General features: G+C 70.6%; 22 protein-coding genes. 12 read left to right on the top strand and 10 right to left on the bottom strand.

Annotation, left to right across the window (positions count from 1 at the left end):
- Window positions 1-6: 6 nt before the first annotated feature.
- Window positions 7-1,416: an NADH-quinone oxidoreductase subunit N gene (locus AB0M59_RS48515; protein WP_364629547.1), complete on the top strand. Its 1,410-nt coding sequence runs from the start codon at window positions 7-9 to the stop codon at window positions 1,414-1,416.
- On the opposite strand, the gene AB0M59_RS48520 is transcribed toward AB0M59_RS48515, so the two are convergent.
- Both AB0M59_RS48520 and AB0M59_RS48525 read right to left on the bottom strand, forming a co-directional pair.
- On the bottom strand, window positions 1,340-1,957 hold the full coding sequence (locus tag AB0M59_RS48520; RefSeq protein WP_364629485.1) for a DUF2218 domain-containing protein: 618 nt from the start codon (window positions 1,955-1,957) through the stop codon (window positions 1,340-1,342). The two genes, AB0M59_RS48515 and AB0M59_RS48520, sit on opposite strands and share 77 nt — an antisense overlap.
- A gap of 3 nt (window positions 1,958-1,960) precedes the next feature.
- A complete protein-coding gene (locus AB0M59_RS48525) occupies window positions 1,961-2,380 on the bottom strand; it encodes a class I SAM-dependent methyltransferase (protein ID WP_364629488.1) in 420 nt (139 codons plus the stop codon).
- Window positions 2,381-2,479: 99 nt separating this feature from the next.
- Between AB0M59_RS48525 and AB0M59_RS48530 the strand changes: the two genes are divergently transcribed.
- The gene (locus AB0M59_RS48530; protein WP_364629491.1) at window positions 2,480-3,061 is read left to right on the top strand and encodes a TetR/AcrR family transcriptional regulator; all 582 of its coding nucleotides are present in this window, start codon (window positions 2,480-2,482) and stop codon (window positions 3,059-3,061) included.
- 9 nt (window positions 3,062-3,070) lie between these two features.
- Here AB0M59_RS48530 and AB0M59_RS48535 read toward each other — a convergent pair whose 3' ends face one another.
- Window positions 3,071-3,664: a methyltransferase domain-containing protein gene (locus AB0M59_RS48535; RefSeq protein WP_364629494.1), complete on the bottom strand. Its 594-nt coding sequence runs from the start codon at window positions 3,662-3,664 to the stop codon at window positions 3,071-3,073.
- Between the two features lie 156 nt (window positions 3,665-3,820).
- On the opposite strand from AB0M59_RS48535, the gene AB0M59_RS48540 reads away from it, so the two are divergent.
- On the top strand, window positions 3,821-3,958 hold the full coding sequence (locus AB0M59_RS48540; RefSeq protein ID WP_364629497.1) for a hypothetical protein: 138 nt from the start codon (window positions 3,821-3,823) through the stop codon (window positions 3,956-3,958).
- A gap of 66 nt (window positions 3,959-4,024) precedes the next feature.
- Here the strand turns inward: AB0M59_RS48540 and AB0M59_RS48545 are convergent, their stop codons facing one another.
- A complete protein-coding gene (locus tag AB0M59_RS48545) occupies window positions 4,025-5,449 on the bottom strand; it encodes an MFS transporter (protein WP_364629500.1) in 1,425 nt (474 codons plus the stop codon).
- A gap of 358 nt (window positions 5,450-5,807) precedes the next feature.
- Between AB0M59_RS48545 and AB0M59_RS48550 the strand changes: the two genes are divergently transcribed.
- Window positions 5,808-6,659, top strand: a complete 852-nt coding sequence (locus AB0M59_RS48550; protein WP_364629503.1) for a formate/nitrite transporter family protein — start codon at window positions 5,808-5,810, stop codon at window positions 6,657-6,659.
- Window positions 6,660-6,915: 256 nt separating this feature from the next.
- Complete coding sequence (locus AB0M59_RS48555; RefSeq protein ID WP_364629506.1) at window positions 6,916-7,782, top strand: SAM-dependent methyltransferase; 867 nt, start codon at window positions 6,916-6,918, stop codon at window positions 7,780-7,782.
- A 37-nt stretch (window positions 7,783-7,819) separates the two neighbouring features.
- On the opposite strand, the gene AB0M59_RS48560 is transcribed toward AB0M59_RS48555, so the two are convergent.
- Together AB0M59_RS48560 and AB0M59_RS48565 are read right to left on the bottom strand one after the other, a co-directional pair.
- A complete protein-coding gene (locus AB0M59_RS48560; protein ID WP_364629509.1) occupies window positions 7,820-8,278 on the bottom strand; it encodes a hypothetical protein in 459 nt (152 codons plus the stop codon).
- 200 nt (window positions 8,279-8,478) lie between these two features.
- Window positions 8,479-9,672: an FAD-dependent oxidoreductase gene (locus tag AB0M59_RS48565; protein ID WP_364629511.1), complete on the bottom strand. Its 1,194-nt coding sequence runs from the start codon at window positions 9,670-9,672 to the stop codon at window positions 8,479-8,481.
- Between the two features lie 146 nt (window positions 9,673-9,818).
- On the opposite strand from AB0M59_RS48565, the gene AB0M59_RS48570 reads away from it, so the two are divergent.
- The 6 genes from AB0M59_RS48570 to AB0M59_RS48595 all read left to right on the top strand — a co-directional run bounded on the left by AB0M59_RS48570 (window position 9,819) and on the right by AB0M59_RS48595 (window position 13,688).
- The gene (locus tag AB0M59_RS48570) at window positions 9,819-10,499 is read left to right on the top strand and encodes a response regulator transcription factor (protein ID WP_364629514.1); all 681 of its coding nucleotides are present in this window, start codon (window positions 9,819-9,821) and stop codon (window positions 10,497-10,499) included.
- Window positions 10,496-11,857, top strand: a complete 1,362-nt coding sequence (locus tag AB0M59_RS48575; protein ID WP_364629517.1) for a HAMP domain-containing sensor histidine kinase — start codon at window positions 10,496-10,498, stop codon at window positions 11,855-11,857. Before AB0M59_RS48570 ends, AB0M59_RS48575 begins: the two co-directional genes overlap by 4 nt.
- Window positions 11,854-12,060 carry a hypothetical protein gene (locus AB0M59_RS48580; protein ID WP_364629519.1) on the top strand — a complete coding sequence of 69 codons (207 nt, stop codon included), beginning with the start codon at window positions 11,854-11,856 and terminating at the stop codon, window positions 12,058-12,060. Before AB0M59_RS48575 ends, AB0M59_RS48580 begins: the two co-directional genes overlap by 4 nt.
- A 4-nt stretch (window positions 12,061-12,064) precedes the next feature.
- Window positions 12,065-12,280, top strand: coding sequence for a hypothetical protein (locus AB0M59_RS48585; protein WP_364629522.1), 216 nt, complete (start codon window positions 12,065-12,067; stop codon window positions 12,278-12,280).
- Complete coding sequence (locus tag AB0M59_RS48590; RefSeq protein ID WP_364629525.1) at window positions 12,277-12,984, top strand: helix-turn-helix domain-containing protein; 708 nt, start codon at window positions 12,277-12,279, stop codon at window positions 12,982-12,984. The genes AB0M59_RS48585 and AB0M59_RS48590 overlap by 4 nt, the downstream gene beginning before the upstream one ends.
- 62 nt (window positions 12,985-13,046) lie before the next feature.
- Window positions 13,047-13,688, top strand: coding sequence for a DUF4142 domain-containing protein (locus tag AB0M59_RS48595; protein ID WP_364629527.1), 642 nt, complete (start codon window positions 13,047-13,049; stop codon window positions 13,686-13,688).
- A 10-nt stretch (window positions 13,689-13,698) separates the two neighbouring features.
- Here the strand turns inward: AB0M59_RS48595 and AB0M59_RS48600 are convergent, their stop codons facing one another.
- Window positions 13,699-14,037, bottom strand: a complete 339-nt coding sequence (locus AB0M59_RS48600; RefSeq protein ID WP_364629530.1) for a hypothetical protein — start codon at window positions 14,035-14,037, stop codon at window positions 13,699-13,701.
- Window positions 14,038-14,207: 170 nt separating this feature from the next.
- On the opposite strand from AB0M59_RS48600, the gene AB0M59_RS48605 reads away from it, so the two are divergent.
- Window positions 14,208-14,702, top strand: coding sequence for a MarR family transcriptional regulator (locus AB0M59_RS48605; RefSeq protein WP_364629532.1), 495 nt, complete (start codon window positions 14,208-14,210; stop codon window positions 14,700-14,702).
- A gap of 6 nt (window positions 14,703-14,708) precedes the next feature.
- Here AB0M59_RS48605 and AB0M59_RS48610 read toward each other — a convergent pair whose 3' ends face one another.
- From AB0M59_RS48610 to AB0M59_RS48620, 3 genes are read right to left on the bottom strand one after another with little or no spacing between them, the layout of a single operon-like run.
- Window positions 14,709-15,149 carry a DUF6292 family protein gene (locus AB0M59_RS48610; protein ID WP_364629535.1) on the bottom strand — a complete coding sequence of 147 codons (441 nt, stop codon included), beginning with the start codon at window positions 15,147-15,149 and terminating at the stop codon, window positions 14,709-14,711.
- Window positions 15,146-16,897, bottom strand: a complete 1,752-nt coding sequence (locus AB0M59_RS48615; RefSeq protein WP_364629538.1) for a chloride channel protein — start codon at window positions 16,895-16,897, stop codon at window positions 15,146-15,148. The genes AB0M59_RS48610 and AB0M59_RS48615 overlap by 4 nt, the downstream gene beginning before the upstream one ends.
- Window positions 16,898-16,942: 45 nt before the next feature.
- Complete coding sequence (locus AB0M59_RS48620; protein WP_364629541.1) at window positions 16,943-17,371, bottom strand: hypothetical protein; 429 nt, start codon at window positions 17,369-17,371, stop codon at window positions 16,943-16,945.
- Between the last annotated feature and the right edge of the window lie 177 nt (window positions 17,372-17,548).

Genomic DNA, 17,548 nt, shown 5'->3' on the forward strand with positions numbered 1-17,548 from the left:
GTGGAGATGATGAAACAAGACCCACTCGCGCTGCTGCCCGAGATCATCCTCGCGCTCGCCGCGGTCGTGGGTCTCCTGCTGGGTTCCTACCTGCCCCGGAAACGGCAATGGCCGGTCCGGCTGCTGACCGCCCTCGCCTGCCTCGGCGCCCTCGTCGCCACCGTCACGGTCTGGTCCGAGCCGACCCGGACAGTGTTCGGCGGCACGTACGCGATCGACGTGGCCACCAACGCCGGTCGGGCCATCGTCCTGGCCGCCGTCCTGCTGACCCTCGGCGTCACGGCCGGCGAGTTCCGGTCCTCTCCGCGGGAGAGCGAGCTGTACGTCCTCGTGCTGCTCGCCGCGCTCGGCACGATCGTGCTGACCGGCGCCAACGACCTGCTGCTGCTCGTGGCCGGTTACCTGCTCGCCAGCATCCCGCTTTACGCCATCGCCGGCTTCGCCAAGGACGACTCCGGCACCGAAGGGGCACTCAAGTTCTATCTGCTCGGCGCGCTGCTGAGCATCACGATGCTGGCCGGCGCGACGGTGCTCTTCGGCGTCGGCGGCGCCAGCGCGTACGCCGAACTCGCTTTGGGCGCCGCTCCCACCGCCGCCGTCGCCGTCGGGTTCGTGGGCGTGCTGGCCGGGCTGCTGTTCAAGATGGGCGCGGTCCCGGCGCACTTCTGGGTCCCGGACGTCACCGAAGGCACCCGGCCACCCGCGGCCGCGTTCCTCACCACGGTGCCCAAGATCGTCGCCGTCATCGCCACCTACCGCCTCGTCGCGTCCACAATGGACGATACCGCGGTCGACTGGCCCCTGCTCATGGCGATCATCGCAGCAGCGACGATGACGCTCGGCAACCTGGCCGCGTTCTTCCAGCAGGACGTGCGCCGGCTGCTCGGTTACTCGACGATCAGCCAGGTCGGCTACCTGCTCATGGCCGTCACCGTCGCGACCCGCAGCTCCCTCGCCCTGCCCGGCATGCTGCTTTACCTGGCCGCCTACGCGCTGACGAACCTCGGCGCGTTCGCCGTCGTCTGTGCCTTGCCGCGGCTGAAGACGATCGAGGACTACCACGGCCTGCTGCGCCACCAGCCGTGGCTCGCGATCAGCCTCGCGGTGTGCCTGCTCGGCCTGGTCGGCACCCCGCCGACCGCGGTGTTCGCCGGGAAGCTCACGGTCTTCACCGCCACCCTCGACGGCGGCTACGCCTGGCTCGTCGTCGTGGCCGCCGTGAACACCGTGGCCAGCCTCTTCTACTACCTGCGCTGGATCGTGGGTGCGATGCGACCGGCTGCGTCCTCGACGAGGCCGGCGCTCGACCGGTGGTCGGAGAGCACGGCCTATGTCGCGGCTACGGCGTCGGTCGTGGTGGGTCCGCTCGCCGGTCTTCTGCTGGCGGTGTTCCGCGGCGAGCTCGCGCTGATGTGAGCCTGCCGTGCCCCCGAAACCGGTGCCGGGCGAACACGGCCACGACGACGATCTTCAGGACCACCAGTCCGAGGAGGACTTCGGCGGCCACGCTCGTCCAGCGCCAGGCCACGCTGCCGACCATCAGATGCGCGGCAACGGCCGACGCCGCGGCCACAACGAGCGCGATCGTCGTACCGCGCGACCGACGAACAGCGCCGGGGCCTTCCTGTCCGTGCCAGCTCACCTTGAGGTCGTCGCGCTTGCCGAACCGTTCCAGGTCCGCGGTGAGGATGCCCTGAAGCCGCGCCAGCTTGTCCGCGTCTTCGGCCTCGAGGTGCACGGCCAACGTGTCCGAAGTAGACCGTAGCGTGCACGCACCCCAGCTGAACCGGATTTTCCCTTCGTTCCCGGAAACTTCTACCGCCACCACCTCGGGACGCTGCCCGGTGCCGCCGTGCAGATGCCGGGCCTTTCCGCCCATGGCTTCGGCGTGGCGACACAGCTGGGTGAGGAACCGTTCGGCGCGCGGCGTGACGATGTGCGCCTCGGCGACCGGCATGGTTCAGATCCTCGTCAAGGCGACGGACCAAGCGCGGATGCAGGCGGCGCGATCCTCGGCGTCGAAGATGTGGAACAGGCCGCAGTCGAGGACGGTGTCGAACGACTCGTCCAGTTCGGCCGGCTGGCGGGCGTCACGACGGAGGAACCTCGCCGTCCGCCCCCGTTCGCGCGCTTTCTCTTCGGCGCGCTGCAGGGCCGCGGACGCCAGGTCGATTCCGGTGGCGTCCAGGCCGAGCGCGGCGCACATCAGCACGTGTTCCCCGGTTCCGCACCCGGCGTCGAGGACCCGCCCCTGGATCGCGCCCGCGTCGGCGAGAGCGCGGAACGCGCCCTGGGGCCGGCCGATGTCCCATGGCGGCGGGGTGCGATAGAGGTCGTCGGGACCGTCTGGGCGGTGGGAGGGGTGTGGCGCAGCGGTCATCGGGATGAGCCCTTCTAAAGGAGGTGCTCAGTTTTATCGAGACAAACTGTCGCTGCCAATGCAGAGCGTCTCTAGGTCGTCGTTATGTATGCTCACGTCGTGCCGAAGCTGTGGAACGAGACGATCGAGGCGCACCGGGAGGCGGTGCGCGACGCGACCTTGGACGCCACCGCGGAACTCGTGGCCGAGCACGGGCTGACCGGCGTGAAGATGTCGCAGATCGCCGCGAAGACCGGAATCGGCCGGGCGACGCTGTACAAGTACTTCCCCGACGTCGAGGCGATCGTGACCGCGTGGCACGACCGCCAGATCCGCGCCCACCTCACCCAGCTCACCGAGATCCGCGCTCAAGACGGCACGGCGGGCGAACGCCTCGAGAAGGTGCTGGACGCCTACGCGGTGATCCACCACGAACGAACCCAACACCACCACGGCACCGAACTGGTGACGCTCCTGCACCGCGGCGACCACGTCGCCCACGCCCAGCAGCACCTGCACGCCATGTTCCGCGAACTGGTCGCCGAAGCGGCACAGACCGGCGAGATCCGCGACGACGTGGCCGCCGACGAGCTGGCGACCTTTTGCCTCCACGCCCTGACCGCGGCGGGCGCCCTGCCTTCCCTCGCCGCGGCCCACCGCCTGGCCGCCCTCACCCTGGACGGCCTGCGACGCCCGGCTTGACGCCGTTGGTCAGCCGATGCCGGTGGCGATGAACAGGGGCACGGCCACGAACAGGCGGTCCGCCTCGGCACGCTGAGCCTGCCCGGCCAGCCAGGCGTCCGCCCGGTCACGTTCGACGGCTCCGGCCTCGCAGGCCGCGGCGGCGAACCCGGTCAGCATCGCCGGCACCAGGCGGTCGGTGAAGATCGCGGTCTGCACCTCACCGGTGACGTCGTCGAAGCCGGCGTCGAGCAGCAGCGAGCGGTAGCCGCGTGCGGCGCGCGGACTGGGCACCGTGCCGGCGCGGGCGTGCACGATCGTCCGGGTCAGCTCCGGTTCGTCGGAGTCGATGACGACGGTGTCCCAGTCCTGGCCGATGAGGACGATCCGCCCGCCCGAGGCGAGCACCCGACGCGCCTCGGCCAGCGCCGCGCCCGGATCGACGACCTCGCGGAAGACCTTGTCGGCGCGGTAACCGGCCACAGCGCCGTCGTCCAAGGGCAGGTCGCCTGCGGAACCTTCGCGGACGTCGAGGTCCGGCCACCGGCCCCGCGCCGCGGCGAGCATCTGCGGATCCGGGTCGATCCCGATGGCGCGGGCCCCGCGGCCGGCGAGTTCGGCCACGCCACGGCACGACCCGCGCCGCAACCAACGTCCACGACGGCCTGGCCCGAGGAAATTCGGAGCAGGTCGTAGGTGTGAGCGCGTAGATCGGCCGCGCCGGGCAGCGCGTCGACGGCATCGAGCAGGCGGATCAGCGACGCGGTGGCGTCAGTCGTAGTGCTGGACATGCTCGCCATGCTGCGAATTGATGTCGACATGGACCTCATCGACTGCGACCACGAAGACATCGCGGAATGCCCGCACTTCCAAACGACGATCGACGCCCAGATCAATTCGAACCACGCACACGCTTGACCAGGGCGGCACCGCGAGTTCGCGGTGCCGCCCCGGCTCATGGTGACAAGTCCGCACAGCGGGCGGTCACCGCGCGACGGCCTCCTCGGCCGGCACCTCCGCGGTGCGCTTGTCGCCGCGCAGCGTGGCCATGACGAGGATCCCCCCGAGCAGGGCGAGACCCGCGGCCCCCAGGAACGCCGCCGAGAAGCCGCCGGTCAGGGCGACCGGGTCGTCGTGCCAGCCGGCGCCGAAGGACAACCCGACCGCGGTCATCGCGGCCAGGCCCAGTGCGGACCCGACCTGGTAGGCCGTGTTGACGATCCCGGCCGCGAGACCGCCTTCCTCAGGCTGGGCACTCGAGATCGCCGTCCCGAGTGAGGGGATGAAGGCCAGCGCCTGGCCGAGCGCCGCGACCAGCGACGCCGGCAGGACGTCCACGACGAAGTTGCCGGTCGGGCGAGCGAACGACAGCCACACCAGGCCCACGGCGAGCGCCCACAACCCGCCGATGATCATCGTTTTCGCGCCCAGCTTCGCGATCAGCTTCGGCGCGACCGCGACCATGAGCACGACGATCAGCACGGTCATCGGCAGCAGGGCCGCGCCGCCGGCGAAGGCGCCGTAGCCGAGGACCTGCTGCAGGTACAGGTTGAGGAAGTACCACATCGGGATCCACGCGGCGCCGAGCAGGAACTGCGCGAGGTTCGCGCCGCCGAGGTTGCGCGTGCGGAAGATCCCCAACCGGACCAGCGGCACCCGCCGGACGCGCTGGATCAGGACGAACAGCGCGAGCAGGACCAGGCCACCGGCAAGCGTTCCGAGCGTCTCGAACGCACCCCAGCCGACCTGCGGGGCACGGACCACCGCGAAGACGGTCACCGCGAGCCCGGCCGTCACGGTCGCGGCCCCGAGGACGTCGACCGAGCCGCGCTCGGCCGGCACCGCGGGCATCAGCCGCCCGGTGGCCAGGATCGCGACCAGTGAAATCGGCACGTACAGCCAGAAGATCCACGGCCACGAAAGCCATTCGGTGATCACGCCGCCGAGGAAGACTCCCGCGGTTCCGCCGGCCGGTGCGGCAGCGCCGTAGAGGGCGAGCGCTTTCGTCAGCTCGCGGGGCCGCGATCCGAACAGCATCATCAGCAGCGTCAGCGCTGATGGCGCGATGAGGGCCGCGCCCGCGCCCTGGAGTACGCGTCCCAGCAGCTCGACCCACGCGGTCCCGGCGAGCGCCGCGACCACTGAGCCGCCGAGCGTGACGACCCAGCCCAGGGTGAACAACCGCCGCGCCCCGAACAGGTCGGAGAGCCGCCCACCGAGCAGCAGGAGCCCACCGAGCGCGATGACGTAGGCGTTGAAGACCCACGACAAGCCGCCGGGCGAGAACCCGAGGTCTTTCTGCATCTCGGGAAGCGCGACGCCGATGATCGACGTGTCCATGATGACCATGAACTGGGCCAGTGCGATGAGACTCAGCGCCCACCACCGTCTCGAGTCGGTTTCAGCCATGACGACCATCCCTCCGATATCCCTACCCCTAGGGGGTATGTGATGACGCGAGGTCAAACCTTCGGCACGGCGTCTCGCAACTACCCCCAGGGGGTATCTGAGTCTGGTGGGTCACACGCATGCCGACCGAGACTTGCCGCCGACGCGTCTTGGACCTCACCTACCCTCTGTCGAACGAGCCGGCGGTCCGATTCAAGCGGTTCGGTAGAGGATGGGCGGTCTCACGGGAGCGCGGCGCGGGTGTGCGGTGCCGCTCATCCAGCCGTGATCACGGCTTCATCGGTGTGCATCACGCAACAGTTCGACTGACCAAGTGATCGCCCGATCGCCACTGCCGACGCCGCCATGAGGAGTAGACGTGCCCGTTCCGATTTCGGAAGCCCTCGGTTTCCAGGCGGACTCCGCCCGGAGCAAGATCGCCGAACTCCGGCGGCCCGGCCGGTACCTGCTGAGCTCGGCACTGGCCGGCGCCTACATCGGCATCGCCGTGGTGCTGCTGCTCGCCGTGACGGGTCCGTTGAACGCGGCGCAGTCGCCGTGGACGAAGCTCGTGCAGGGGCTGGTGTTCGGGATCGCGTTGACGGCCGTCGTGTTCGCGGGCGGGGAACTGTCGACCGGCAACATGATGACGATGGTCCAGGGTGCGCTCGCCCGCCGACGGGGTGCCGGAGCCGGGCTCGCCGTGATCGCCGGGTCGTTCGTGGGCAACCTGGTCGGTTCGGTCGCCTTCGCCTGGCTGGTTCACGAAAGCGGGATCCTGCAAGCCGGCGCGACGGCCGGGCACACCGCTCCGGCGGCCGCGTTGCTGGTGGCGACGGTGAAGGCGAAGGCCGCGGAATCGGCCGGGATGTTGTTCTTCCGCGGCGTGCTGTGCAACTTCCTCGTGTGCCTCGCGGTGTGGATGGCCGCTCGGACGAAGTCGGACGGCGCGAAGCTGGTGCTGATCTTCTGGTGCCTGCTGGCCTTCATCGGCTCGGGGTTCGAGCACGTGGTGGCCAACATGACGGTGTTCTCGCTCGGTCTGTTCGAAGGCGTGCCGGGCGCCTCCATCGGCGCCTTCGCGCTCAACTTGGCACTGGTCGGGCTGGGCAACCTGGTCGGTGGCGGGCTGCTCGTCGGTGCGGGCTACGGCTTCCTGGGCCGGGACGTCCCCGCCGCCGTCGATGCGCCGCATCCGGCCGACAAAGCGCTCGAAGCCGTCTCCGCCTAGCGGCCGCCGCCGGGTGGCGTACCGTGAGATCGTCCGAAGTCATCGGGACACCGCACGGCTCGAGGAGGATCGTGCCCGGTCTGCTCGACGCGCTCGCTCTCATCGCGGGTTTTCTCGTGCTCGCGGCCGCGATCCGGGTCGCGCAGCGGCGGCTCGGCCGCAAGTGAATCCTCAGCACCGCCTGGTCGTTCACCCCGTGACGTAAAGGCAGGTAGCCTGGCCGGCGTCGTTCAGTCGTCGACTCGGGGAGCACGCCATGCCGCAGGGCCCTGACGGAACCGCGCTCGGACCGACGGTCATCGTCGCCGCGGACCAGCACGAAACCTCGCCCTTGATCAGGGACGACGTGGCCCGCAGGATTCTCCCCACCGCCGGCCGGTTGACCGCCGCGTCGGCCGCTTGGCGACCACTGAGGAAGCTCCTCGTCTCGGCGACGGAAACGAAGATGCCGGGCCTGTGGGCGAGCATGTTGTGCCGCAAGCGGTTCATCGACGACAAACTACTGGCGGCCGCCGAAGCGGGCCTCGACGCCGTGGTCATCCTGGGCGCCGGCTTCGACACCCGCGCGTACCGGCTCCCCTCGCTTCAGGGCATTCCGGTCCACGAGGTCGACCTGCCCGCGAACATCGCCCGCAAGGACGCGGCGCTGCGGAAGGTCTTCGGGCGGCTCCCGGAGACGGTCACGCTGGTCCCCGTCGACTTCGAGACCCAGAAGCTGGCCGGCGAGCTCGGCAAGCACGGCTACCGGGGTGCTCAGCGGACGTTCTTCGTCTGGGAGGCCGTGACCCAGTACCTCACCGAGGCCGCTGTACGCCGCACCCTCCGCACGCTGTCCGCCGCCCCGGCAGGCAGCAAGCTGGCGTTCACCTACATCCGCCGGGATTTCCTCGATGGGACGGAGACTTTCGGCGCCCGAGCCGCCTACGACGAGTTCGTGGTGAAGCGCCGGTTGTGGCATTTCGGGCTGAACCCCGACGAGGTCGACGCCTTCCTGGCCGAGTACGGCTGGCACACGGTCGAACAGTGCGGCCCAGCCGAGTTCACCGACCGCTACGTCCGGCCGAGCGGGCGTGATCTGCCCGTGTCGGAGGTCGAACGGTCCGTGTACGCCGAACGTCGCTGACCCGGTGGTCGTACCGCACGGCGATCGGAACCCGAGGTCAGGCGCTGCGCTTCAGCGGCGCCAAAGCACGCCGGTCAGCCACTTCCGCGGCGGTCTCGTGCCGGTGGGCCGCGGCTTCGTCGCCGGCCGCCCTGGCGGACTGAGCCGCGGCGCGTTCGTGGTGGGCTTCCGCCCGGCGGATCGCCGCGGAGGACTCCTCCACCAACCGCGCCCACTGTGGAGTATGACGCGGAAACCGCCGTGCTTCGCCGCGGGCTTCCGCGGCGGCGGCGAGCTCCTGGTACGCCATCGCGTGGCAGTCGGCGACATCCGCGAGCCAGCGTTGCACCTTGCCCCGGTAGAGCCCGTCGGGCTCGACGCCGGTTTCCAGCTCGACCGCCAGGCTGCGGTGCGCTCCTGCGGCTTCCCAAACCCGTTCCGCGTCCAGGCGCAACCTCCGGACCTCCGGTAGCTCCCAGGTTCCGGAGATCTCCTTCACCGCTACGTCGGTCGTCATGTCGTGGTCACCTTCCTTCTTCCTGGTTCGGGTTTCACCCTGACACGGGAAGAAGGAGTTTCACCTGACGGCTGTCTTACGATCGCGGGCGCAGTCGCTGCCGTCGTCGCGCCACCCCAGCGGCTTTCCCAGCGCGAACCACCGGCCCGGCCGAGCTGTTGCGGTGTTCGCAGGAAGCGACGGCCGAGCAGCGACCCGGTTCACCGCGCGGCCCCGGCGGCGGCGCGGCGAAGGTTCGTGACCACCGCGGTGGACTTGCCCGCCAGTACCGCGGCGACGTAGCGGTCGAGGACCGGGACCCGGGCCAGCCGCAGCGCCGCACGCCGGACCCCGAGCTGGAGCGGGCTCTCCGGCAGGAACCAGCGGGCGCTCCGGCGCGCCACTTGCTGCTTCTCCTCGACCACCGGCCGCATCAGACGCTCGTACTCGGTGAAAGCGTCGATGACCGAACGGTTCCGCAGCAGCTGTTCACCGAGGACGAAGGCACCGGCGACGCCGAGGGAGGCGCCTTGTCCGGCGATCAGCGAGACCGCGGAGCACGCGTCTCCGGCGAGCACGACGCGCCCGCGGCTCCAACGAGGCATGTCGATCTGAGCGACCTCGTCGTAGTAAACGGCCTCGCTCGGTGGACACCGCCGCAGCGCCCGGGGCACCAGCCAGCCCAGCGAGCCGTACTCCTCGCGCAACGCCGCCCGCGTGTCGTCCGGCAGCCGAGGGTCGTCCGTGCGGTGGACGGCGAAGGCGGCGACCCGGCCGTCACGCAGGCCGTAGAAGCCCATCTGGCGACCGATGGTGTCGGTGAGGCAGAACCGGTCGCCCACCGCGTGGTGGATCTCGGGGTCGGTGAACACGAACGCCGCGGTGTGGAACCCGAGGTACCGCAGGAACCGGCTGTCCTCACCGAAAACCAGCCGTCGCACGGCGGAATGGATCCCGTCCGCGCCCACGAGCACGTCCGCCTCGACCGCCTGGTCGCCGGCGGTCACCCGGACGCGGTCGCCGAGGTCCTCGACCGCCGTCACGCCGGCGCCGAACCTCAAGTCCACAGTGGACGAAAGGTGTTCGCGCAGCGCCCGTTCGAGGTCAGGCCGCATGATGCCGCACAGGCGATCCTGCAGCGTGCGGGCGAAAGTCGTGTATCGCACGGCCGCGCGACGGCGGCCCCGTTCGTCGAGCAGGCTCGCCTCGTCCACCTGGTAGGCCAGCTCCCGGATCCGCGGCAGCACGCCCATCTCCTCGGCCGCGTCGAACCCCGCACCGAAGAAGTCGATCATGTACCCCTGTTCGCGGGGTGCCGGGGCACGCTCCAGCACGACCACCTCGGCCCCGTCCCGCGCGAGCTTGATCGCCACCGCCAAGCCGGTGATCCCGGCCCCGCACACCACGACTTTCACTGTTCGGCCTCCCCCGGCCGCGGACGGAGACGACATCGCAACCCCTTTCAGGGCGATCGCCCTGAACAATCGCCCTACACTGGCGCAGCAAGACTAGCACAATTGTTCGCCTATGCAACAATTTGACTGCTGATAGGATCGGGAAGATGCCGACGCACGTGCTGCTCGTCGAAGACGACGCGATGATCAGCGAAGCCCTCAGCCTCGCCCTGGAAGACGAGGACTTCGCGGTGACCACCGCGGCCACCGGCGAGGACGGCCTGGAGCTCCTGGAGTCCACCACGGTCGACGTCGTGCTGCTCGACCTCATGCTCCCGGGCATCGACGGGCTCACCGTCTGCCGCGCCGTCCGCGAGCGCGGCGATCTGCCCATCATCGTGATCACCGCCCGCACCGACACCCAGGACGTCATCGCCGGACTCGAAGCCGGTGCCGACGACTACGTCACCAAACCCTTGGTGGCGGGCGAGCTCGCGGCCCGCATCCGCGCCTTGCTGCGCCGGGCGGCCCCGGGCCGACCGGCCCGCTTCGCGCTCGGCGAACTCGAAATCCGGCCGGACGAAGAAGCCGTCCACCGCGACGGCGTCCCCGTGCACCTCACGCGCACCGAGTTCCGCCTGCTGGCCGAGCTCGCCGCGGCCGACGGCAAGGTCGTCACCCGCGAGCAGCTCCTGCAACGGGTGTGGGGACACGACTACTTCGGCGACACCCGCCTGCTCGACGTCCACATCAGACGCTTGCGCCGCAAGGTCGAACCCGACCCCGACTCCCCCAGCCTGGTGCTGACCGTCCGCGGCAGCGGCTACCGCATCGTCCCCGAGCCGTGATCCGGCGGCTTTCGCTGCGGTGGCGGGTAGCGGCGGCGTTCGGCATCGGCCTGGCGCTGGTGATGACCGTCCTCGGCGTCGCGACCTGGAACCTCACCACCGGCTACATGCTCGACCAGCGCGAGCAGAGCGTCACCCGCCAGTCCGAGGTCAACGTCCGCCTCGTCACCACCGCACTGGCCGAGCACGCCGACGATCTCGACGAGCTGCTCACCGGGCTGGCGACCGGTCCGGACTCGTCGATCCTGCTGTCCCGTCCGGCGGGCTGGCTGACCAGTGGCCGGCAGGTCGATCCCGGGGTGGTCCCGGGCGCTCTGCTGGACGAGGCCCAGCGCGGAGTCGCGGCACGGCAGCGGTTCACCGCCGACGGGATCCCGGTGCTGGGCGTGGCGACGCCGGTCGGCTCGGACAGCGTCTACGTCGAGCTGTACCCGCTGCTGGAGCTGGACCGCACCTTCCGCTACCTGAGCACCCTGCTCATCGCCGGCACGGTCGTGGCCGCGCTCTTCGGGGTGGGGCTCGGTGCCTGGTCCGCCCGCCGGGCGCTGCGCCCCCTTGCCTCGCTCACCGCGGCAGCGTCCCGCGTCGCGCGCGGCGACCTCGCGGCCCGCCTGCCCGACCAGTCCGATCCCGATCTCGCACCCCTGGCCACGAGCTTCAACACGACCGCCGGACAGCTGGAACAGCGCGTGCGCCGCGACGCCCGGTTCGCCTCCGACGTCAGCCACGAACTGCGCTCACCCCTGACGACCATGGTGAACGTGAGCGAGGTCCTCGAACGCCGCCAGGACGCGATGCCGCCGACGGCCCAGCGGGCCCTGCGGCTGCTGCGGGCGGAGCTGCGGCGGTTCCAGCGGATGGTCGTCGACCTGCTGGAGATCTCACGAGCGGATCAGGACGAGGGCGACAGCGCCGTCGAACTGGTCGACCTCGGTGAACTCGTCCGCAACGTGGTCGACAGCCGACCGGCCTGCACGGTGCGCATCGGGACGGATCCCGCCACGCCACTGGTGTCCGCCGATCGCCGCCGCATCGACCGCGTCGTCGCCAACCTGCTCGACAACGCCGACCGGTACGGCGGTGGCGCGGTCGCGGTCACCATCCGCCCCGACGGCGGCAACGCCCGGATCGAGGTCGACGACGCGGGCGGCGGGGTCCCGCCCGCCCTGCGCGAACGCATCTTCGAACGGTTCGCCCGCGGCCTGCACGCCGCTCGCCGCGACCAGGAGACCGGGAGCGGCCTCGGGCTGGCGATCGTCGCCGACCACGTCCAGCGCCACGGCGGCCGCGTCTGGGTCGAGGACCGCCCCGGTGGCGGAGCCCGCTTCGTCGTCGAACTCCCGGAGGCCACGACATGAAGATCGCCCTCGCCCTGCTGGTGGCGCTGTGCCTCGCCGGCTGCGGCGTGACGACCGAGGACGAACCCGAGCCGATCACCACGCCCGTCCCGACCGCGACCCCGACGGTGACCAGCAGGCCCGCGCCGCCGACGCCCTGCACACCCACCCTCGAATCGTCAGGCAGTCGTCAGGTGCAGCCCACGCCGACGCCCACACAATGAGGGCATGACCGTCGAAACCCACCAGGCCGACGCCATCACCGACGAGGTCAGCACCTGGCTGGCCAGTGAGTTCGCTTCGCTGCTGCCCGCGGCCGACATCGTCGCGATCGTCCGGTCGGCCCGCACGGACCTCGAGGGCCAGATCGTGCCCGAGGCCATGGGCGAGATGCTGCACCGGCTGGCCCGGTTCCGCGTCCTGCGCACGCTCGAACGCTCATGACGTCCTACCGCCAGCACTGCCCGGTTTCCGCCGCGGCCGAGGTGCTCGGCCAGTCGTGGACCATACTGGTCGTCCGGGAACTGCTGCACGGCAACAGCCGCGTCAGTGAGATCGCCCGGGGCGTGCCGGACATGTCGTCCGCGCTGCTGGCCCGGCGGCTCAAACAGCTCGCCGAAGCCGGCGTGGTGACGCGGCTGACTTCCACCGGCGAAGGGCGGTTCGCGCTCACCCAGGCCGGCCGCGACCTCGCCCCGGTGATCGAGCACCTGGGCCACTGGGGCCGCCGCTGGACGCCGCCGCCTCGCAGCGGGGACCTGAAGCCGAACTTGCTGCTGCTCGACATCTGCCGCGGCATCGACCCTGCCCGGTTGCCCCGGGAGAAGGTCTCCTTGCACCTGAGGTTCGCCGAGGCCCCACCACCACGCTGGTGGTGGCTGGTCCTCTCCCCCGAAGGCGCCTCGTCCACCGACACCGATCCGCGGCTGCCCGCGGTGGCGCGGATCGACTGCACGGTGTCCGCGCTGGCCGGTGTCTGGCTCGGGCACCGGACCTGGCAGGAGATACTGGCCGAGCGGACGATCCGGTTCGACGGAACCCGCGAAGCGGTCCGGAACACGATCGGCTGGCTCGGCCGCAGCCGGTTCACCGGGTCCGCGCCGATGGTTTCCGCATCGAACAGAATGACGGAACAACAGTTTGACTGAACCAGCTACGGCCGGGATCCGTGTTCCCGAGGGAAGACACCGAACTCCCTTGGAGGCCGACGATGAAGTCCCGGAAGCCGTGGATCGCGCTGTGCGGCGCGCTCGCCCTCGCCGTCACGGCGTGTGCCCCGCCCAACGCCCAGGTCGTGACGGCTCCCCAAGCCCCGGCGGTGACCGGCCAGGCGGCCGCGGCCGCGCCGACGCCACTGACCGAAGCCAACCTCACCCAGACGCCGTTCGGGCCGATCAGCCCGGCCGGGAAGAAACTGCTCACCATCGTGCAGCAGACCAGCCTCCGCGAGATCACGACGTCGACGTGGGCTCTGCAGCGCTCGGCCGACCCGGCGGTACAGGAGGCGGCACGGGTGATCATCACCCAGCACAAGGATCTCGAAGCCCGCGACACCGACATCAGCACCCGGATGGGCCTGGCCATCCCGAGCGAGCCCTCCCCCGACATGCAGGCCGGGATCGACCGCATGCGCGGCGAATTCGGCGCGACCTTCGAGCGGGACTACGTCAACACCCTCCGCCAGGGCCACGCCGAAGCGCTGATCCTCGTCTCCACGGTGCGGGCCGACACGCGCAACACCCTGGTCCGCCCGTTCGCGGACCTCGCGGGCGGCTACATCAAGACCCACATCAACCTGCTGGAGAAGACCGGCGACGTCGACTACGCGCAGCTTCCGGTGCCCGGCCTGTGAGGCAGCGGGGTCAGCGGCGGTACGGCGCCCCGGGGGCCGGCTGCCGCGGCCCTGGCCGAGGGCCGTACCCGTTCCGGCTCGACGTGGGCGGTCGCGACCGGACGACGGGCGCGGGCCTCGCCTGCGGCCGCGGTCTCGGATGCCGGGCGGACCGTACCGGACCAGGCCGGTTGGCCCACGAGTCGAACACGACGATCAGCCCGGCGACGACCACGACGCCGAGACCGGCGAGCGCGCTGAGCATCGCCACCACGATCCCGGCGACCAGCAGCATCGGCAGGACGGCGAGCAAGCAGTACGGGTCGACCTTCCCGAACATCGGGCGCGGTGGTCCCTCACGCGAGCTCATGCGCGCTCCACAACGATAAGTTTCCGCCACTCATTGTTGTAGTATGCAATACTTCGCAGCGCACTGCCATTGAGGTCGATCACCCGGACCTTCCGGATGAATCGGGCGGCTTGCGGGGGAGCGGCGTGGTTGATCGGCACGGTCCGGCCCCCGTCGGGCACACTGGTGACATGCCTCGCAGTTCCCCTGCCCTCGACGCGACGGACGTCGACGCTGTCACCGACGCCGTGCTGACCGCCTCCCGCCTGCTGGTCGCCGTCTCCGCCCGGTCGATCGCCGCCGCCGGCGACACGATCACCCTGCCGCAGTTCCGGCTCCTGGTCGTCCTGCAGACGCGAGGGCCGCTGAAGCACGCCGACCTCGCAGAACTACTGCAGGTCACCCCGTCGACCGCGAGCCGGATGGTCGACCGCCTGGTCACGGTCGGCGTGGTCGACCGGCAGCACAGCACCGTCTCCCGCCGGGAGATCGTGCTGGCCCTCACTCCCGACGGCAGGAAGGTGGTCCGGCAGGTCACCGCGCGGCGACGCAAGGAGATCGCGAAGATCGTCTCCCGGATGCCGGACGAAGCCCGGCACGGCCTGGTCGACGTCCTCACCGCATTCGCCGAAGCCGGCGGCGAACCGCCCGCGTCGGCCGTCGCCCCCGAAGCCGTCTGGACCTGACCGCCGTCACCGGAACCGCGGCGCGACCCGGCCGACGGCATAGCCGGACAGCAGTTCGGTGAGCCCCGGCCCGTCGCTCGGCGGCGGCGGCGCGGAGCGGCCACCCTTGTGGAGCCCGCCGAGCACGCCGGCGACGAACTCCCGCACCTCGGCCGGCGCCGCGATCACGCGCGTCCCCAGCCGGGCGACCACCGCGGACGGCTGGTGGGCGGTGTTCTCCAGACAGACCTTCCAGCCACGCTCGGCCGACCAGATCAGCATGAGATCGCGCTCGGAGTGGCCGGCACAGCGGTCCGGCAGCGCGAGGTACGCCGCCGGCCGGTCACCGAGCTCCCAGGCCGCGGCCCGCTCCGGCACGCCCACCGCCGCGGCGACCGCACGCACGTAGCCCGCGAGCCCGAACGCCTCGTGCGTCGCGTCGTTGTCCAGCACCAGTGCCTCCGTCACACCTTCGCACGCTGACCGGAGAGTGCGGAGAGCACCGCCTGGTGGGTGAGCCACCCGGTCAGCTGGTGGTCGCCGTCGAGCACCGGCAAGCCGGTGCCCGGGGCGTTCGTCAAGGCCGTCAGCGCTTCAGCGAGCGATGTCTCACAGGTGACCAGGGGCGGTAGTCCAGCCAGGTCACCCACGGTGCCGTCGTGGTCGTCCCCCAGCGCCTCGGCCACGGCCTGCGCCGTGACGCAGCCCTGGTAACGGCCGTCTTCGTCGATCACGGGCAGGATGCCGTGCCCCGACACCGCCAGGGCGTACGCGGCCCGCTCGAGCGGGGTCCCGGCGGGAAGAGGCTCGGGGAGCGGCTCGGCGACCGCTTCGACCGTCGTCGTGGCCAACCGCTTCTCCTGTGGGTGCCGGTCGAGGTCGACACCGCGCCGGCTCAGCTTGAGCGTGTAGATCGTGTCTCGCGAAAGCGCCCGGCTGGTCGCCGTCGCGATGACGATGGCGGTGAGCATCGGCAGGATGATCGTGTACTGCCCGGTCAGCTCGAACAGCACGATCACCGCGGTGATCGGCGCCCGCGCGGCCCCGGCGAACGCCGCACCCATCCCGATCAGACCGTACACACCGGGTGACGCCGTCAACGACGGCAACCACGCGTGCACGACGATCCCGAACGCCGTCCCGCCCATCGCCCCGATGAACAAAGACGGCGCGAACACCCCACCGGAGCCGCCGATCCCGATGGTCAGGCTGGTCGCGACGATCTTGCCCACGAGCAACAGCAGCAGGAACCCGATGACGTACTTGCCTTCGACGGCGTTCTGCAGCACGGGATAACCCACGCCGTACATCTGCGGCAGCAGCAGAAGAAGGCCGCCGAGGAACAGCCCGCCGACGGCCGGGCGCAGCCACTCCGGCCCGCGCCACACCCAGTCGCAGAAGTCCTCGATCAGGTACAGGACCCGCGTGAACAGCACGCCGCACGCGCCGACGACGACCCCGAGCACCACGAAGAGCAGGTACTCGACCGGGTTGCGCAAGGTGAACGGCGGCAGATCCAGGAAGGCGGTGTTCCCGAACGCCGCCCGGCCGACGACGCTGGCGGTCACGCTGGCCAGCACCACCGCACCGAAGGATTCCGCGGCGAAGTCGCGCAGGATCAGCTCCATCGCGAAGAACGGGCCGGCCAGCGGGGCGTTGAACGTCGCCGCGATCCCGCCCGCCGCACCACACGCGACGAGCACCCGCAGCCGGGATTCGGGCAGCCGCGTCACGCGGCCGAGCGTCGAGCCCAGGGCCGAGCCGATCTGCACGATCGGGCCTTCGCGGCCGACCGAGCCGCCGGAGCCGATGGTCAACGCCGAGGCCAGTGCCTTGACCGCACTGACCTGCACCGGAATCCGGCCGCCGCGCTCGGCGACCGCGTACATGACCTCCGGCACCCCGTGACCGCGGGCTTCGGGGGCGAACTTGTACACCAGCGGTCCGTAGACCAGCCCGGCGACCACCGGCGCGAGCAGCAGGAACCACGGTCCCAGCTCCGGGAACCACGGGTGCGCCGCCCGCCCGGCGTCGGAGTAGTCGGCTTGCCCGGAGAACAGGTGGGTGAACGTCGTGATCAGCCAGCGGAACACGATCGCGCCCAGGCCGGCCCCGGCCCCGATGAAGACGGCCAGCCCGACCAGGCCGCTCCGGCTTTCCCGCAGCCACCTCCCGATCGGCTGCCGGACCGGTACCGGAACGCGCCTGACCGACATGCTGTTACCTGAAGACACTATTGCATTATGCAATACTTGGTTCGATCACGCGCCGGGGTCCCCCACCTGCGCCTTCGCCCGCTGTCGATAGGTCAGCGTCGCACTGAGCCCGCTCAGGCCCAGCAGCAGGACACCCACGACGAGGTCGGTGACGATCACGCGGGCGAGGTCGTATCCCAGCGCGAAGGGTGCAATGACGAGCCACAGGCCGAGCACCGCGTTGACGACGCTGAACGCCGGGAAGTCCCGGGGCACCAAGATCCGGATCAGGGCCAGGACGGCGACCACCAGGGCCACCAGCACGTCGATGCCGTCGGCGAGACCGCCTCGCACCTGACTGAAGTGCAGCACGTAAGGCGCGAAGCCGAGCCACAGCGCCGCCAGGAAGGCGAGCGAACTGGGCAGGCTCGGCGTCAGCGCGCCCTCGGTGCCCGGGCCGATCCAGAAGTGCTGTTCGAAACCCCGAGTGGCCATGATCCCCCCGCCGTCCCGTGTCGGTTACCGTTGCATACGACAACAGTTTACTCTTCCGACGAAGAACTGGCGTGGCGGCGAGGCACAGCGTCCCGAGTTGCCGGTCGCCCAGGGTGCTGGGAAGATCACGCAGGTACGGGGGTTGCAACTTTGGTTGTGGAGACAAGCGACCTTGTG

The sequence above is a fragment of the Amycolatopsis sp. NPDC051371 genome, from assembly GCF_040682155.1.
GTDB lineage: Bacteria > Actinomycetota > Actinomycetes > Mycobacteriales > Pseudonocardiaceae > Amycolatopsis.

Excerpts from the sequence above, each read along its gene's own strand:
- AB0M59_RS48515 (WP_364629547.1), top strand. The coding sequence starts at position 7 with ATGATGAAACAAGACCCACTCGCGCTGCTGCCCGAGATCATCCTCGCG.
- AB0M59_RS48520 (WP_364629485.1), bottom strand. The coding sequence starts at position 1,957 with ATGCCGGTCGCCGAGGCGCACATCGTCACGCCGCGCGCCGAACGGTTC.
- AB0M59_RS48525 (WP_364629488.1), bottom strand. The coding sequence starts at position 2,380 with ATGACCGCTGCGCCACACCCCTCCCACCGCCCAGACGGTCCCGACGAC.
- AB0M59_RS48545 (WP_364629500.1), bottom strand. The coding sequence starts at position 5,449 with ATGGCTGAAACCGACTCGAGACGGTGGTGGGCGCTGAGTCTCATCGCA.
- AB0M59_RS48555 (WP_364629506.1), top strand. The coding sequence starts at position 6,916 with ATGCCGCAGGGCCCTGACGGAACCGCGCTCGGACCGACGGTCATCGTC.
- AB0M59_RS48560 (WP_364629509.1), bottom strand. The coding sequence starts at position 8,278 with ATGACGACCGACGTAGCGGTGAAGGAGATCTCCGGAACCTGGGAGCTA.
- AB0M59_RS48570 (WP_364629514.1), top strand. The coding sequence starts at position 9,819 with ATGCCGACGCACGTGCTGCTCGTCGAAGACGACGCGATGATCAGCGAA.
- AB0M59_RS48580 (WP_364629519.1), top strand. The coding sequence starts at position 11,854 with ATGAAGATCGCCCTCGCCCTGCTGGTGGCGCTGTGCCTCGCCGGCTGC.
- AB0M59_RS48585 (WP_364629522.1), top strand. The coding sequence starts at position 12,065 with ATGACCGTCGAAACCCACCAGGCCGACGCCATCACCGACGAGGTCAGC.
- AB0M59_RS48590 (WP_364629525.1), top strand. The coding sequence starts at position 12,277 with ATGACGTCCTACCGCCAGCACTGCCCGGTTTCCGCCGCGGCCGAGGTG.
- AB0M59_RS48595 (WP_364629527.1), top strand. The coding sequence starts at position 13,047 with ATGAAGTCCCGGAAGCCGTGGATCGCGCTGTGCGGCGCGCTCGCCCTC.
- AB0M59_RS48600 (WP_364629530.1), bottom strand. The coding sequence starts at position 14,037 with ATGAGCTCGCGTGAGGGACCACCGCGCCCGATGTTCGGGAAGGTCGAC.
- AB0M59_RS48605 (WP_364629532.1), top strand. The coding sequence starts at position 14,208 with ATGCCTCGCAGTTCCCCTGCCCTCGACGCGACGGACGTCGACGCTGTC.
- AB0M59_RS48615 (WP_364629538.1), bottom strand. The coding sequence starts at position 16,897 with ATGTCGGTCAGGCGCGTTCCGGTACCGGTCCGGCAGCCGATCGGGAGG.
- AB0M59_RS48620 (WP_364629541.1), bottom strand. The coding sequence starts at position 17,371 with ATGGCCACTCGGGGTTTCGAACAGCACTTCTGGATCGGCCCGGGCACC.